Annotated in this window: 10 protein-coding genes; 1 reads left to right on the plus strand and 9 read right to left on the minus strand. The window is 70.3% G+C overall.

Annotated elements, in window-relative coordinates:
• Positions 1-24 precede the first annotated feature (24 nt).
• From ACIBH1_RS06720 to ACIBH1_RS06750, 7 genes are read right to left on the minus strand one after another with little or no spacing between them, the layout of a single operon-like run.
• Entirely contained in the window at positions 25-1,323 is a 1,299-nt protein-coding gene (locus ACIBH1_RS06720; RefSeq protein ID WP_397312602.1) for a sensor histidine kinase, read from the minus strand.
• The gene (locus tag ACIBH1_RS06725) at positions 1,323-1,985 is read right to left on the minus strand and encodes a response regulator transcription factor (protein ID WP_397312603.1); all 663 of its coding nucleotides are present in this window, start codon (positions 1,983-1,985) and stop codon (positions 1,323-1,325) included. The genes ACIBH1_RS06720 and ACIBH1_RS06725 overlap by 1 nt, the downstream gene beginning before the upstream one ends.
• A gap of 42 nt (positions 1,986-2,027) precedes the next feature.
• A complete protein-coding gene (locus ACIBH1_RS06730; RefSeq protein WP_397312604.1) occupies positions 2,028-3,311 on the minus strand; it encodes a cation:proton antiporter in 1,284 nt (427 codons plus the stop codon).
• Positions 3,292-4,614 carry a hypothetical protein gene (locus ACIBH1_RS06735; RefSeq protein WP_397312605.1) on the minus strand — a complete coding sequence of 441 codons (1,323 nt, stop codon included), beginning with the start codon at positions 4,612-4,614 and terminating at the stop codon, positions 3,292-3,294. The genes ACIBH1_RS06730 and ACIBH1_RS06735 overlap by 20 nt, the downstream gene beginning before the upstream one ends.
• Positions 4,608-5,636, minus strand: a complete 1,029-nt coding sequence (locus tag ACIBH1_RS06740; RefSeq protein ID WP_397312606.1) for an alpha-hydroxy acid oxidase — start codon at positions 5,634-5,636, stop codon at positions 4,608-4,610. The genes ACIBH1_RS06735 and ACIBH1_RS06740 overlap by 7 nt, the downstream gene beginning before the upstream one ends.
• Complete coding sequence (locus ACIBH1_RS06745) at positions 5,636-7,156, minus strand: NAD(P)-binding domain-containing protein (RefSeq protein WP_397312607.1); 1,521 nt, start codon at positions 7,154-7,156, stop codon at positions 5,636-5,638. The genes ACIBH1_RS06740 and ACIBH1_RS06745 overlap by 1 nt, the downstream gene beginning before the upstream one ends.
• Positions 7,157-7,159: 3 nt before the next feature.
• Positions 7,160-8,593 carry a class I adenylate-forming enzyme family protein gene (locus tag ACIBH1_RS06750; RefSeq protein ID WP_397312608.1) on the minus strand — a complete coding sequence of 478 codons (1,434 nt, stop codon included), beginning with the start codon at positions 8,591-8,593 and terminating at the stop codon, positions 7,160-7,162.
• Positions 8,594-8,645: 52 nt separating this feature from the next.
• Between ACIBH1_RS06750 and ACIBH1_RS06755 the strand changes: the two genes are divergently transcribed.
• On the plus strand, positions 8,646-9,335 hold the full coding sequence (locus ACIBH1_RS06755; RefSeq protein ID WP_397312609.1) for a sulfotransferase family protein: 690 nt from the start codon (positions 8,646-8,648) through the stop codon (positions 9,333-9,335).
• A 960-nt stretch (positions 9,336-10,295) separates the two neighbouring features.
• On the opposite strand, the gene ACIBH1_RS06760 is transcribed toward ACIBH1_RS06755, so the two are convergent.
• On the minus strand, positions 10,296-10,901 hold the full coding sequence (locus tag ACIBH1_RS06760; RefSeq protein ID WP_397312610.1) for a hypothetical protein: 606 nt from the start codon (positions 10,899-10,901) through the stop codon (positions 10,296-10,298).
• Positions 10,902-11,168: 267 nt separating this feature from the next.
• Positions 11,169-15,371 (minus strand): AAA family ATPase, encoded by a 4,203-nt coding sequence (locus tag ACIBH1_RS06765; protein ID WP_397312611.1) that lies wholly within the window; start codon positions 15,369-15,371, stop codon positions 11,169-11,171.
• Positions 15,372-15,410 lie beyond the last annotated feature (39 nt).

Here is a 15,410-nt window from a genome sequence, read left to right on the forward strand (position 1 = left end):
CGCGCGAGCGCCGCAAGCCCCGCCTCACGGCACCCTGGGCGCCTCGGCGTGGGGTGCGGGGTGCGGCCACGGGGCCTCGGGCAGGGACGGCGGGTGGGGCCAGACGTCGGCCGGGTCGGAGCGGTCCGGCGCGGGGCAGGCCGGAAGGCGCACGATGAAGGCCGCGCCCACCCCCGGCCGCCCGTCGGCGACGATCGTGCCCCCGTGCCCCTCCACGACCTCCCGCACCAGCGCCAGCCCCAGCCCGAACCCGCGGTTGCCGCTGGCGTACCTGACGAACAATCGCTCGCTGTCGTGCGGGTCGAGCCCCACCCCGTCGTCCCGCACGACGAGCTCCACCAGCTTGGGCCCGCCCGACACGGTCACCCACACGTGCCCGCCCGCCCCGGTGTGCCGCAGCGCGTTGTCGATCAGCGCCGAGATCACGCGGCGCAGCGCCGAGGGCACCCCGCTGACGACCGGCGCCGCCGTACCCCGGCACCGCTGCTCGATGCGGATGCCGAGGGAGTGCGCGCGGGCCTGCTCCAGGGCGATCTGGTCGGCCGCCAGCTCGGTCAGGTCCACCGGGTGGAAGGTGCGGTCGAGCTGGGCGAAGCGTGCCGACAGCAGCAGGTCCTCGACCACCTCGCCCAGTTCCTTGCTGCTGGCGACGAGCCGGTCGACCTCGTCGGCGAGCACGGCCGGTTCCGTGCCGCGCCGCAGCCGCCGGGCCAGCAGCTGGGCCCTGGTGTGCAGTCTGGTCAGCGGGGTGCGCAGCTCGTGGCTGAGGTCGGCGGCGAACCTGCGCTGACGGGCCAGCGCCTCGCCGAGCGGGGCGATGGCCCGGCGGGCGACGATCTGGCCGATCAGCAGGGCGGCGAGCAGCCCGGCCAGTTCGGAGACGATGAGGGTGTGCAGGAGCCTGCTGCGCTCGCTCGCCTGGGCGTGCAGGTCCATCGCGGCCTGGACGGCGACGCCGTCGCGGCGCAGCGTGTGGACCAGGTAGGTGCGCCCGCCGGCCGTCATCTCGTCGACCCGCTCGCGCCCGCCGGCGGCGACCTGGTCCAGGACGGAGGCGAGGGGGAGCGCCGCCGGAGCGCCGGGCGAGCCGCGCACGGAGCCGGGGGCGTTCCAGGAGAAGAGCCACACGCACGGCGGCGGGTTCTCGAGGGTGGCGCGCTGGGCGATGGAGGCGAGCTCGCGCCGTGAGCTGAAGTGCTGGTCGTGCAGCCCGACGCAGAAGACGACCGCGCCGAAGATCGCGAGCACGGCCGAGATGGCCCCCGCGACCTGGACGGTCAGCCGCCTGCGCGCCTGCAGCAACAGACGATGGTCATGGTCCATCACAACTCACCCAGCCGGTAGCCCACCCCGCGCACCGTGCTGATCACACCGGGCCCGAGCTTGCCCCGCAGGTAGTAGACGTAGGTGTCGACGATCGAGTCCTTCTGCGCGCCGTCGAAGATGCGGTGACGAAGCGAGGCCCGCGTGTGCACCTGGCGCGGGCGGCGGGCCAGGGCCGACAGCAGCCGGCACTCCTGCCCCGACAACGTCACCTCCTCGCCGGACGGCAGGCTCACGGTGTGCGACTCGGGGTCCAGCCAGCCGGAGCCGAGCGGCAGCAGCGTGGCCCTGTCCAGGTTCCTGCGGTGCAGGGCACGGACCCGGGCCAGCAGCTCGTCGATCTCGAAGGGCTTGACCAGGTAGTCCTCGGCGCCGGCGTCGAGCCCCTCGACCCGGTCCTCCAGCGAGCCGAAGGCGGTCAGCACGAGCACGGGCACGGTGACGCCGCGCTGCCGCAGGCGGCGCAGCAGCTCGACGCCGTCCATCGTGGGCAGGCCCCGATCGATGATCATCGATTCGTAGGTGCGGCTCAGGGCCAGGTGCAGCCCGCGCTGCCCGTCTCCGGCCAGGTCGACCGCGTAGCCCTGCTCGGTGAAGAGCTCGGCCAGCATGTGCGCGAGCTCGCAGTCGTCCTCGACGAGGAGCAGTGGTGTCGGCGCCACCCTCCAACGGTTGCACCGCCACCACCGGATTTCCAGGGCCGGTCAGGCATCGGCCCGCTCCAAAACGGGGCTCTTCGGCTGCTGGGGCTCGTACCTGTCGGGCAGCGCCAGCTTGTACAGCGGCAGAGCTCCGGCGGTGGTGATCACGGCGACGAGCACGAGCATGGCGAACAGCTCGCTGGTGATCATCCCCTGGGCCAGGCCGATGTTGATGAAGATGAGGATCATCAGCCCGCGCGCGTTCATGAGTCCGCCCACGGCGTACGATTCGCGCCAGCCGAATCCCATGCCCCGCATCGCCAGCGCGCACCCGAAGTACTTGCCGACGAAGCCCGCGACGAAGATCAGGCCGAAGGCCAGCAACATCGCGCCGCCCGCGATGCCGCCGAGCTGCGTGTTGAGCCCGGAGAAGGTGAAGAAGACCGGCAGCAGCAACGTCGAGACGACCTCCAGCATGCGGCCGTGCAGAGCGTCGCGGAAGGCCGGATCGCGCGGCATGGCCAGGCCCGCGATGAAGCCGCCGAAGACCGCGTAGACGCCGATCCAGTCGGTGATCCAGCCGGCCGTGAGCGCCACCAGGATGACCACGTACACGGTCGTGGGGCTGAACCGGCCGGTCCTGGCCACCGCCGCGCCCAGCGGCCGCAGCAAGGGCCGGACCACCAGCAACATCACCGCCGCAAACACCGCCGCCAGCACGATGGTCGGCACCGCGCCCTCGAAGCCACGTCCGAGGTGCACCGCCGTCAGCACGGCGAGCAGGCACCAGGCCAGAGCGTCGTCGATGGAGGCGGCCAGCAGGCTCAGGCGGCCGAGCCGGCTGTTCTCCAGCCCGCGCTCGTACAGGATCCTGGCCAGCATCGGGAAGGCCGTCAGCGACAGCGCGCCACCGACGAACAGGGCGAACTCCCACCGGCTCACGTCGGGCACGGAGAGCATGTCGTACAGCAGCAGCCCGACGCCGCCGCCGAGAGCCAGCGCGGGAACGATGCCCGAGGCCGCCAGCACCGAGCCCTTGCGCACCTCGCCCGGGCTCTTGGCGCTGTGGTCCATCCCGGCGCCGACCAGGAACATGTAGAGGGTCAGCCCGATCGTGGACAGCACGTACAGCACCGGCCTGACATCCTGCGGGAACAGCGCCGCCTGGGCCTCGGGAAACAGCCAGCCGAACAACGTCGGGCCGAGCAGGACGCCGGCGACCATCTCGCCGAGCACACGGGGCTGCATCACCATCATGGCCAGGCGGCCGCAGACCGCCGAGGTCACCAGGATGACGACCAGCGCCGGGAAGACCTTCAGCATCAGCTCAAGGTTGGCGTCGAGCATGCGCGTTCTCCTCTCGTTCGAAGTGGCGGGCGCACAGGCGCTGCCTGCGGGCGTCCCACACCATGTAGGTGCCGAGCACGAGCTGGACGAGGCTGCGCCAGACGTCCTCCCAGCGGTCGCGCAGGCGCATGAGCGCCAGCGCGCCGAACGCGGGAGCGGCGCCGGGCGCGGTGATCAGGCAGGGGCCCCGGTTGGGCATCGACCTGGTGTGCGTGGCGGCCGAGTGCAGCGCGTGGTGGGCCAGGAGCTCCTCGGTGACCGCGCGCATGGCGATCGGCGCCAGCCGCCAGGCCGGGCACGGCCGGTTGGCGGCCACGCCGAACGGCAGGTGGTGCGGCCACCGGGGGCGATCGGGGTCGAAGCGGCCGGGCGCGGCGACCCCGGCGTGGTGGAAGGCGGGGTAGTCGAAGCACAGCACGGACCCGGCGGTGATGCGGGCGCCGCCGCCGAGCTCGATGTCGGCGACGGTGACGCGGTGGGCGATGCCGAACAGCGGGTAGAGCCGCATCGTCTCCGCCATCACCCGGTCGAGGTGGCCTGGCTCGCCGGCCCTGGCGCGACGCTGCGCCGCCGGATGCCGGGCCAGGACGAGCAGCAGGTGTGCCATGGCCTCCGACATCTGCACGACGGCGGTGACGAAGAAGGTGCCCTGCAGGTAGAGCGCGCGTTCCTGATCGGACAGGCCCTCGGGCAGCGGGAGCCGTACCCGGTGCAGGTTGGCGGACAGGTAGGCGGTCAGGCGTTCGCGGCGGTCCATGTGACGCAGGCCGCAGCACTTGAGCGCGGTGGCGACGTCGTCGGCGGCGCCCACGATGAGCTCGCGCGCCTTCGGCGGGCAGCGCTCGCCGAAGACCAGCTCGTAGGAGAACTCCGCCCACAGCGGCATCATCAAGTCGCGCAGCCGGACGTGTCCCGACGTGCCGATCACGGTCGTGGCCGCGCAGCGGCGGGCGAGCTCCTCGATCTCCGCTCGCCGTACGGACAGGAACGCCCTGGTGGTGAGCGCCACGGCGTCGTAGCGCTCACCGGCTTCGAGGTGCTCCTGGTGGATCGCGGCGCCGGGAGACAGCCAGTACCAGAACAGGTCCGACAAGGCCGCGCCCTTGCTGCGGCCGATCGCGGCCGGGTGACCGTACACCTCCTCGAAGCGGTCGGGCGCGACCAGCTCGCCGGGGACGGTGATGCCGTCGTCGCCGTTGATCCGCGCGAACAGCCGCGTGCGCAGGGCCACGATCCGGCCCGGCAGCCACCACGGCACGCCGGCCACGACGACGACGGCGGCGGCCGCCAGGAGGATCAGCATGGCCGTCTCACCAGGTCGGGGCCGACGTCGCCGAGGCCCGCGCAGCCGCACATCGTCAGCGCGTACTCCAGTTCGCCGCGCAGGGTGGTCAGCACGCGGGTCACGCCGGGCTCGCCGCCGGCCGCCAGCCCCCACAACACCGGGCGGCCGACGGCGACCGCGTCGGCGCCCAGCGCCAGCGCCTTGACGACGTCGGTGCCGCGCCGCACGCCGCCGTCGAGGAGCACGGGTACGGCGCCGCCGACGGCCTGGGCGATCCCCGGCAGCACCTCGATGGTGGCGGGGACGGTGTCGAGCTGGCGCCCGCCGTGGTTGGAGACCACGATGCCGTCGGCGCCGTGGTCGACGGCGAGGCGGGCGTCGTCGGGACGCAGGACACCCTTGACGACGATCGGCATCGTGGTCATCTCCCGCAGCCGGGCGAGGTGCTCCCAGCCGAACTCGGGCGACATGACGATCGGCCGCACCCCCGCGCCGTCGCGCAGGTTCTCGCAGTGCAGGCCGTCGGGCAGGTCGGTGAAGCCGTGGTCGTCGTCGCGGTGTCCCCTGACGGGCGCGTCGACGGTGACGACCAGCGCCCTGCATCCCGCCGCCTCGGCGCGGCCGACGATGGAGCACGTGAAGTCGAGGTCCGGCTGGATGTAGAGCTGGAACCACAACGTCGCCTCCGGCGCCGCCGCCGCGACGTCCTCGATCCCCACCGTGGCCGCCATGCTCACGATCATGATCGTGCCGGTGGTGGCGGCGGCCCGCGCGGTGGCCCGCTCGCCCTCGGGATCGGCGAGCCGGTGGAAGGCGGTCGGCGCCACGAGGACGGGCGCCGCCGTACGGCAGCCGAGCAGGGTCAGGCCGGTGTCGAGCTTGCCGGCGCCGCGCAGGACACGGGGGAGCAGCTGCAGCCGGCGGAAGGCCTCCTCGTTGGCGCGCAGGGTGATCCCGTCGCCCGCCCAGCCGGCGTAGTAGGCGAAGTGCGCGGGATCCATCCGGGCCTCGGCCTCGGCCCGGTCCTCGGACCGGGACATCAGCCCATCGCCTCCGCCAGGAAGGCCCGCAGCGGCTCGACGTGCACCTCGGGCGAGGTCCACTCGTTCTCGAGGTTCTCGGTGATGTGGTGGACGGCGGGCGGCAGTCCCGGCCGGTGGTGGCGCACCACCGGGTGCAGGTAGTGGCCCTCGGCGGCGCGGGCGGCGTCGTTCTGCCTGATGCGGCCGACGTTGATGTCGAACGGGTCGACCTGGTCGTGGTGCGGGCCGTACTCCAGGGTGACCGCGAGGTGCTCGCCCTCCTCCAGCCCGACGGGCAGCTCCTCGCGGTAACGCGCACGGCCGCCTTCGAGGGTGACGACGTCGCTCATCAGCCCGAACTGCTGCCACAGCGCCGAGCTGTGGTTGACCCGCGCGATGATCGCGTCGGCGACGGCCTGGGGGTTGGCGGGCAGCTCGCGGCAGGGCCACGGCACCCCGTGGTGCCTGGACTCCAGGATCCGGTGCAGCGCGCGCACGCCGTACCTGAACCCGTGGATGAAGCCGCTCGTGCCGCGCTTGAAGTCGCGCGACTGGGTGATGGTGCCCGCGAAGTAGAGCCCCGGCACGTTGACCGACTCGTAGGCGGGGGTGAGCTCGGGGAAGCGGCCGTCGATGACCAGCGCGGGCGCCACCTCCCCGGCGAAGATCGAGGAGTCGAACCGGAAGCCGGTGCAGACGATCACCCGGTGGTAGGGGATGTCCTTGGTGATCTCGTTGGCCCTGGCGAAGGCGACCGTCACCAGGTAGGTGCCGTCGGCCTGGCGGGTGATCTGCCTGACATCGCCGTCGAGCACGGCGTTCTGCGATTTGAGCTGATAGGTGTCGAGGAAGTTGTTGTTGACCGCGCGCACGTGGCCGACGTAGTGGGTGCGCCAGGCCATGCGGATCGAGTGCGGTCCCGCCACGTGCACCACGGCGGCCGTCTCGACGAGGTTGTCGGCGGTCTCGAACGCGGAGTTGCCCTTGCCGATGATCAGGACCCGCTGGTTCAGGTAGCTCTCGGGGGCGGTGTCGGCGCTGCCGTACAGCTCGGCCTCCTCGATACCCGGGATGGCCGGGATGTTGGGCCTGCTGACGCCGGTGGCGACGACCAGGCGCCTGGCGCGGTGGCGGCCGTCGACGACGAACTCCTCGCCGCTGCGGGTGATGTGCCTCGCCGGGGTGTCGTAGGCGATGGGCAGGTCGCAGGCCTCGGCGTAGTCGGCCAGGTAGCGGACCATGTCGTCGGCGTCGGGGAAGTAGCGGTCGCTGTAACCGGTGAACAGCAGTCCGGGATCGTCCGACAACAGCGAGTTCCAGTCCATGCGGAGCCTGAGCTCGGGGTCCTCCCAGCCGGTGTGCTTCTTGTTGATCGAGATGAGCGTGCGGTGGCGGGGGAAGGTGCGGAAGAACGTGCCGGGGGAGGGTCCCGCCTCCAGGATGAGGTGGCTACGACCGGCCCTGTGCAGGTGGTGGCCGAGCTGGAGCCCGGCGGGACCGGCGCCGATGACGAGATAGTCGTAGGTGGTTGAAATCACAACTCATTGTTGGCGGGGGTTTCTCAGAGATTGCTCAGAGCCCAGCAGCGCCCGCTTGTCGGGCTTCCCGCTGGGCGCGACCGGCACCCCAGGCACGACGGTGACGGTCTTCGGGACGCTGTCGGCGCCCAGCTCCCGGCGCACGAGCGCGGCCAGCTCCTCCTGGTCGGGAGCACGATCGGCGGCGGGCACCACGAACGCGTGAACCGCCTCGCCGGTGTCGTCGTCCGGCGCCCCCGCCACGTAGGCCTCCACGACGCCGGGGTGGGCGGCCAGCACCCGCTCGATCGGGCCCGCGTACACCACCATCGCGTTCACCATGATCACGTCGCGGGTGCGGCCGTCGAGCCGGAGGAAACCGCCGTCCATGCGCCCCAGGTCGCGGGTGTTGATCCAGCCGTCGTGGGGCGCGGCGCCCCAGTAGCCGGTCATCATGTACGGGCTGCGGACGTGGACCTCGCCGTCCCTGATGCCGACCTCGACGCCCGGATGCGGCCTGCCGACCGTGTCCGCCGCCCCTGGCAGGTCCTCCGGGGTGAGCATGGAGATCGAACCCGCCTCCGTCTGGCCGTACCCCTGGAAGACCACGGGCCCGAGCCGCTCGGCGGCCTGCCTCAGCCGGGCCGCGCTGATCGGCGAGCCGGAGACCATCAGCGCCCTGAGGCTGCTGACGTCGGCCCCCGGCACCCGGAGCATCCCGTGCAGCCGCGGGACGGTGATGATCGCGCCGGTGATGCGAAGGCGCTCGATCGCGTGCGGGAACAGCGGGCGGCCGTCGTCCTCCGGGATCACCGCCACACCACCGCCCAGCAGGCAGGGCGCGACGAACTCCAGCACGACCATGCTGGCCAGGGTGCCGAAGAGCAGGTACCGCTCGAACGCCTCGGCGAAGCGGGCGGCGACCGGCGACCAGACACGCGGCTGCCAGGCCCAGTGCTCGCCCAGCGCCCGGTAGGTGAACGCGCAGCCCTTGGGGCGGCCGGTGCTGCCGCTGGTGAAGGCGAGCAGCGCGACGTCGTCGGGCCGCGCGGTCGACACCAGCGGGCCGCCGTCGTCGGGCAGCGCCAGGAGATCCTCCAGCACGAGCGCGCGAGAGGGCACCGCGCCCGCGTTGACCCGGTCCACCAGCACCGCCTCGACCCCCATCGACAACACGTGGGCGAGCTGCGCCGCCGGATAGCCGGGCCGTACGCCGACCACCCGGCAGCCGATCGTGTGCAGCGCCAGGTGCGCGGCCAGCGCCTCCGGCGTCACCTCCGTGCGTACGGCCACGCCCGTGCCGGGACCGAGCCCCGCCGCCCGCATCGCCGCCGCCAGCCGCCTGATCAGCCCGAGCAGCTCGCCCCGGCTGACGACCCTGGACCCGTGCTCGACGACCGGCCGGTCTGAGGCTTCGCCGAGAGTTTCGAGCAGGGGGTGTGGAAACAGATCCGCCATGGTCCCATTGGTAGACGGCGCAGATCAGAGTTCGATCGGAAGGGCATCCGGGATGAAGGTGATCGGCGCGGGGTTCGGGCGCACCGGGACCAGGTCGTTACAGGCCGCGCTCGACCTGCTCGGGTACGGCCCGTGCTACCACATGGCCACCGTCATCGACCAGCCGCGCAGGGTGCGTCAATGGCTGGAGATCGGCGAGGGTCGCCCGGCCGACTGGGACGAGGTGTTCGCCGGCTTCCACTCGGCCGTCGACTGGCCCGCCGCCTCCTACTGGCGGGAGCTCGCCGGCCACTACCCCGACGCCAAGATCGTCCTCACCGTGCGCGACCCCGCCGCCTGGTACGACAGCGTCAGCGCCACCATCTTCCGCAGCGCCCTCGCCGAGGGCCGCCCGGCGCCGCTGCGGCGGCGGATCATGCGCCGCCTGGTGGCCCGCCGCGCGCCCGACTTCGCCCTGTACCCGCGCATGGCCAGGGCGACCATCATGGACCGCGTCTTCGACGGCCGCGTCGGTGACCGGGCGCACGTCCTGGAGGTCTTCGACCGGCACGTGGAGCAGGTGCGCGAGGCCCTTCCCGCGGAGCGGCTGCTGGTCTTCGACGTGCGCGAGGGGTGGGCGCCGCTGTGCGCCTTCCTCGGCGTGCCGGTCCCGGCGGCGCCGTTCCCCCAGGCCAACGAGCGGTCGGCGTGGTGGGCGAAACGGGCACGCAGGCGGTTGCGACTGATCGTGCTGGGGCGGTGAACGATCATTTCCGCGGGGTGTGTCAGCTTGCGGCGATCACGGGTCCCGCGGGCCGCGAAGTTGTGGGAGACTGCACACTTACGGGGCGGTAGCTCAGCTGGTCAGAGCAGTGGACTCATAATCCCGTTGATGTCGGGCGCAGATCGCCGATCAAGGTGTCTACCTGCGGATACTCGCTGCCATATGACTGGCAATCCCAGCTCGGGGCTCCCCGGTGCATCGTCACGCCGAGATCGCCGCGCTCTAAGCTTTAGGTTAACCCTTGATCTGGACGCGGGCAGCATCCGAGGCAGATTCGGGGAGAATTGCCACATTTCCGGATGTAGCGGAAATGTGGCCTAACGTGTACGGCGTGGCGTGAGGCGGCCACCGCCTTATTCGACTCCAGCACTCCGCCATCCAGTCGGAAAACCCGGATGAAACCCCGACACGCGTTAGAGATCACAACCGCTCGGTCGGGTTAAACCTGAAGCTTAGGGGTTGGCCGCCAAGTTGTTCCCGTTGGGCACCAGGTGAGTAGCCCGGAAGACGTGATCACAGCCAGCCGCGTCTTCTGGCGAGGCGGATCGCCTTGTCGCAGGTGTCGACGTTCAACCGCCGGCAGACTTGGCGAAGGCGGTGGGACATCTTCGGCTTTGTCCATCTTGCCCGGGCGGCCAGCTGGGCCACAGTGCTCCCGGCGCTCAGTCGCCGCAACCACTCCAACTCCGTGGGGGACGGCTTCAAGACACGGGGGGCCGGGCGGCTCCCGCCGGACACGAGCCTCGCCAGCCAGCTCGGATCCGCGTCGCCCTTGGGTTGCTTGAGGCGCGGCGCGTTGCCAGACCTCGTCCCCCAGCGAGTCATCATGGGTCTCGCCTCCCCGTGCTCACGGTTCTCGCACCCATGACGTTAAGAAACCGGTCGGTAGCGGGTCCATGACGCAGTCCAGGCGTCGGCAGGCTGCCATGTCAGCCTCGTTCAGAGCCAGCCGCGTTCTCTGGCCAGCATGAGCGCCTGGGTGCGGTTGCCCGCCTTGATGCGCTTGTACAGGTCACGGAGCAGGCGGAACATCATGCGTTCCGAATACCCCGCACCGTCGGCCAGGTCGGCGACGGTGCTGCCGGCCGCCAGCCGCCGTAACCACTCCCGCTCCTGCGGCGACGGCACCTCCTCGTTCGATACGGCCGCGGGCCCTGCGACCGTCAGCGCGCGCAGCACATCGACGGGCACGACGGACCGGCCGTCGATGACGGCCTCCACGGCCGCTCGAACCGCCGACGGCTGCGCATCGCGAGGCAGCGTGGCGACCGCTCCGCCGGTCAGCGCACGAACATGCGTGGTGACCGCGTCGTCGGGCAGCAGTGCCACGACGAGGGCGTCGCGGTGGGTGCGGCACAGCTGCACCAGGCACTCCCAGTCCTCGCTCGTCTGCACGGACAGCACCACGAGACGGAGGTGATCGTCGTCCATCCAAGCGAAGACGTCATCCGGCGACTCGCTGCCCAGCCCGGCTTCGCGCAGGGTGGCCATGACGCCGTGCCGGTAGACCGGCAGAGGATCGAAGACGGCTATCCGAACGAACATCGCGGTAAGTCTGGCAGTCATGCGCCGCGTCGGCAGCGGCACACGCCCGGAGATCGCCGGGCATGGCGGCATACCGACATCGATGGATGTCATGGACGTTCGCTTCAGGTGTTCCTAGCGTGGACGCCATCGAGCGTGCCAGTGGCGAGAGGACGAGATCAATGATGATCCGCTGGGGCCGCCGGTTGGGGACACCCCCGCCCTTCGTCCAGCGTGACGACGACGTGGACCACGCGTGGCGGTTGCGATACGCGCTGAGCTCCGTGATCACGGATAGCTGTCGGGCACCCCGCTCACCGCGTCCACGACCGGCCGGGTCCGGTCGGTCGGCTCCGGGATCAGACGGCCGAGAAGACGCATGGTCCGCAGAAGAATGACTCTCTCCCCGGTGATGTGCCGGGCAGCCGTGAACGCTTCCTCGGCCTCCCGGAACCGCTGAGCATCCCCGCATACTCCCAGCCCGCAGCTGGCCAAACCCAGCAGCTGCCTCGACTCGAAGTTGGCGGGATCGAGATCGCAGAGCTCCTTCGCACGCGTGAACGCGTCATGGAAGGCGATTCTGGCATCGGCGATCCTGTCAAGGAGCAGCAGTGTAATGCCGTACACCGCGAAAGCGGTGCCGGCCTTGTTCGACTTGCTGTAATAAACGGCGTGCTCGGCGGCTTTCTGGGCTGCTCGGAGGAAGTCCTGATCCACCCCCCTGGCTAGGTGGGCCTGAGCCAGCCACGTAGCGGCTTCCCGGATGAGCGGGATATTGTTCGTCTGCGCGCCGAATTCCTGGGCCCGGGACGCGAGCTCGACCGCCTTGTCGGGCTCGCCGCTGTCCAGGCAGACCATCGCTCGCTGGCCGATGAAGGAACCTTCCAGGTGGGGCTGGCTAAGCCGGCGGGCCTCTTGCTCGCCTCTGCGCAGAACCTGCCTGGCTTGCGCCCAGTCGCCGCATGCCGCGTGGAGCATCCCGAGGTCCAGCTGCAAGCTCACGACGAAATACGGCTTGTCGGGGTCGTCACTTCGGTCGTAGGCTTGCTGCGCCAGCCCGTACTCTCGCATGGCGTCGGCGAACTTTCCCCACTCGTAGAGGCAGCGCATCCGCCCGGCATGTGCCTGCCCACGCAGCAGATGCCAGTCGGCCTCCCTGTTCTCAAGGACGAATTCGTAGCGTTCCGATGCCTTTGCGGTGTTCCCATCGTGGAATTGTGCTCCGCCGAGTTGGATGGCCACTCTACAGGCCGTGTCGCGGAAGGCGTTCTTCGGAAGCAGGCAGATCTCCAACGCCTGTTCGAGATCGGTGATCGCGGTGCTTGCGTCATCCTCATGCAGCCGGGACTCCGCTCGTGACGCCAGGTTGTGGGCGCCTAGATAGGTGTCCCGCGGCGGGATACGATCGCGCAGATGAGCAGGGCATGGACTCGGTGTCCGCCCTTCTCGGTGGCTTTCGTCCAGCAGATACATGGCTTCGAGTGCCTGATCCCATTCGCCGCCGGCCAGCCGCATCTCCACTTCCGTCAGGCGCAGGCGCATGTCCTGTTCGTCGTGAACGACCGGCGCGCACGCCGCGAAGTGATCGGCGGCGAGGCTGCTGAGCGCATGCCGCGTCAAGGGAACCGAATCGGTTCCGGCGCCGGGAAGATCGCAGTCAACCCGGCCCAGCTCACAGCCTCCGTCAGGATCGCGAGGGAGTGTGTAATGGCGGCCGTCCCGGCGGATGAGCCGTCGGCGCGCGAGCTCGTCCAGGACGGGACCGTTGATCTGTCCCGGCAGAAACGGAGCCAGGACCGCGTCGACCGTCTTCGCCTCGACGGGCATCCCGAGCGTGGCCAGGGCCTGCAGCACCCGCTGTTCGGTTCGGTCGAGTCCGACCAGCACCCGGTTGGCCCATGACCACGTGGACCGCTCCCGTTTGAGCTGCTCGACCAGATCAGGAAGTGTGAGCCTGACATCGCCGTGCAGCAGCGCGGCCACGAGCTCCAGCACGCGCGGATTTCCTTTGGTAAGCCTGGTGAGGTCGCTCTTGAGCTCCTCGTGGGCGGCGAGGTTGAGCACATGATCGGGGTCCATGCCGCAGAGCAGCTGCCATGCGGCGTCCTGGTCGAGCCCCAGATCGAGGCGGAGCGAAACCGGCGCGGGGAGCGGCTCCACGACCTCGCGGGTGCTCACCATCAGCAGGCGCAAGCGGCCATCCGACTGCTGCAAGGCCATGGTCAGCGCGCTGAGCAGCTGGCGGTCGTCGAGCTCCCCAGCAGAGTTGACCAGGTCCTGAACGTCGTCCAGGACGAGCAGTACCCGGGTGCCCGCCAGAGCCTCGAGGACCCGGTCCACCTTCCGGGTCCACAGCACTGCGGAGTTCATGACCTCGGCGCGGACCCGTTCCGCCTGGCCGCGATCAGGGCTGACCTCGGTGATCGCACCGAGGACGGTCGCCGCGTCGATCAGATGAGGCCCACGTGCGGGGAGGTAGACGAAGCCGTCGATGGGCAGGATGCTCCGGTCCTTCCGGATGCGATGCAGCAGCCGGGAAACCATCGCGGTCTTACCGAACCCCTCGGGGCCGGTCAATGCCACCGGAGTGTTCCCCCGCTCCAGCAGGGTGACCAGCTGGTCGGTCTCGTTGAGCCGATCCAGCGGATTGTCCTGCGGTGCCGGTCGACCGTAGCACCGCAACCCGCCGTCAGCTGATTCGCGGGTTCCTGCTGTTCCGGAGGCCACCGCAGTGGCGGACAGGGCGCTCTGGCGAGCCCGGCGTGTCTGTTGGGCTGCGCGGCGCTCCTCGAGCAGCATGCACGCCTGTTCGTTGCGCGCTAGAGCCCAGTCTGCCAGTGTGCTGTGTCGCTCATCGAGCGCGCTCAGGCGCTTGCCGTACAGATCGATAAGGTAAGAAGGCGAGCCGATCCACCGCAGGTGGCCGAGCATCTCCTCCCACTGTGAGTCTCCGCCGATGACGAAATCGAAGTGCGCATCGGCCAGCGGCGGCTTCGGTGGGTTCGCCGTTCGGTGGACCCGCAGCCACAGGATCGGGCGCGCGGCCTCCTCCAGCGCCCGGAGGAGGGACTGGCTGAGGGTGAATCCAGCGGTGAGGACGACGGCTACGGCATCGGCTCGTGCGAGCTCACCGGCGTCGTCCGGGCCGGAGGGGAGGCCGCAGACGCCCACCGGCAGGGAGCGTAGCCGGTCGGTCATCGTTGCCAGGAACGCCTGTCCGTCCGGTGCGTGCAGCACGACCAGTCGCAGCGTGTCCATCGGCTCGTCGGGATCGGGCGGAGGACTCAGCGGGGCCGGAGCAGCCTGTCGCCGGGGCGCGAAGGTGTCGTCTCGGCTGGTCAGGTCCTGGTAGTGCTCGGTCGCCACCGCGGCCAGGTCGAAGCACCACGCCCTGTCCTGCTCGCTGAAGAAGCTGCGGCCGACATGCATCAGCGCCGCCGCTACCAGCGCGAGGGTGCTCTGTGTCCGCCACTCCTGTCCGTGGCCGGACCTCTGTGCCCACGGCACGGGCGCCTCGTGTACGGCTGCGCTGATCCGGCCGAAGCGCTCGACGATGTCGTTGGCGGATGAGGCCTGCGGGTCCACGATCACGTTGACGAGGTCACGTCGAGCGGTGGCGTCGAGGTCCTTGTCGGCCAGAAGGTCCATGGCCAGGGCTACCAGCAGATGCATGGGGTCGCGGGCCAGGGGCGCCGCGGTGTCGAAGCGGTCGAGGTCGATGAGGACGTACTCCTCTGGCCTGGGTCGGGGACTCATCGGTAGCAGGATGTTGCGCCCGCTCAGATCGCCGTGCGCGCGACCGGTCACCACTGAGTCCGCCGACAGCCGACGGTGGGCGCGGTTGTTCAGCAAGCTGAAGGGATTGGGCAGGCTCCAGCTCCAGCCGGGCAGCGCCAGGCTGTCCGGTCGGCCGCTGACGGGAACGTCTGCCCGGGCCGCCCACTCCTGGATGGGGCCTCCGGGACCTATGCGGTCACCGAGGATCGTCCGCATGAAATGCGCGACGGTCATCGAGCTCCACTGTGGCGCGTCCGTTCCGCTGCCGCAGTTCCAGTCCCGCACGATCGAACCGACGATGTCCGAACAGTAGCCCCCCGCCTTCGGGTCGCCGCGCACCACGGGTTCCTGCAACGGGCGCACCGTGCCGAGATCGCCGCGCGCGACATCATGCAACACCAGCGTCCACTCACCGAGCGAGACGGGGTCGCCCTGCGGCAGCGCGAGGTGAGGAAACATCGGCGAGGATGCCCGGGCGCCGGTGACCTTGGCGACCTTGAGCTGGACCGGCGGCCGGTAGAACTTCGCGACCAGATTGCATTGTTCCCCATTTCTGGAGCGCTCCACTAGGCCGACCGGGTCACGCCCGCGACCGGCCGGGAACCAGCCTTTGAGGATGAGGTCGCTCCCGTCCCGATCCAGCCACGAGTCCAGAAGAATCAGGACCTGATGCGGCAACACTCGCCACTCGGAAACGTCGTTACGCCGTGGCATCCGTCATCCCATCGTCCGCACGAGGGCATCTGCTTTACA

It is taken from the genome of Nonomuraea sp. NPDC050663 (genome assembly GCF_044456985.1).
Classification (GTDB): Bacteria; Actinomycetota; Actinomycetes; order Streptosporangiales; family Streptosporangiaceae; genus Nonomuraea.

Bases quoted from the DNA above. Each gene is read 5' to 3' on its own strand.
- ACIBH1_RS06720 (WP_397312602.1), bottom strand. From the start codon at position 1,323: ATGGACCATGACCATCGTCTGTTGCTGCAGGCGCGCAGGCGGCTGACC.
- ACIBH1_RS06730 (WP_397312604.1), bottom strand. From the start codon at position 3,311: ATGCTCGACGCCAACCTTGAGCTGATGCTGAAGGTCTTCCCGGCGCTG.
- ACIBH1_RS06735 (WP_397312605.1), bottom strand. From the start codon at position 4,614: ATGCTGATCCTCCTGGCGGCCGCCGCCGTCGTCGTCGTGGCCGGCGTG.
- ACIBH1_RS06740 (WP_397312606.1), bottom strand. From the start codon at position 5,636: ATGTCCCGGTCCGAGGACCGGGCCGAGGCCGAGGCCCGGATGGATCCC.
- ACIBH1_RS06750 (WP_397312608.1), bottom strand. From the start codon at position 8,593: ATGGCGGATCTGTTTCCACACCCCCTGCTCGAAACTCTCGGCGAAGCC.
- ACIBH1_RS06755 (WP_397312609.1), top strand. From the start codon at position 8,646: ATGAAGGTGATCGGCGCGGGGTTCGGGCGCACCGGGACCAGGTCGTTA.
- ACIBH1_RS06760 (WP_397312610.1), bottom strand. From the start codon at position 10,901: ATGTTCGTTCGGATAGCCGTCTTCGATCCTCTGCCGGTCTACCGGCAC.
- ACIBH1_RS06765 (WP_397312611.1), bottom strand. From the start codon at position 15,371: ATGCCACGGCGTAACGACGTTTCCGAGTGGCGAGTGTTGCCGCATCAG.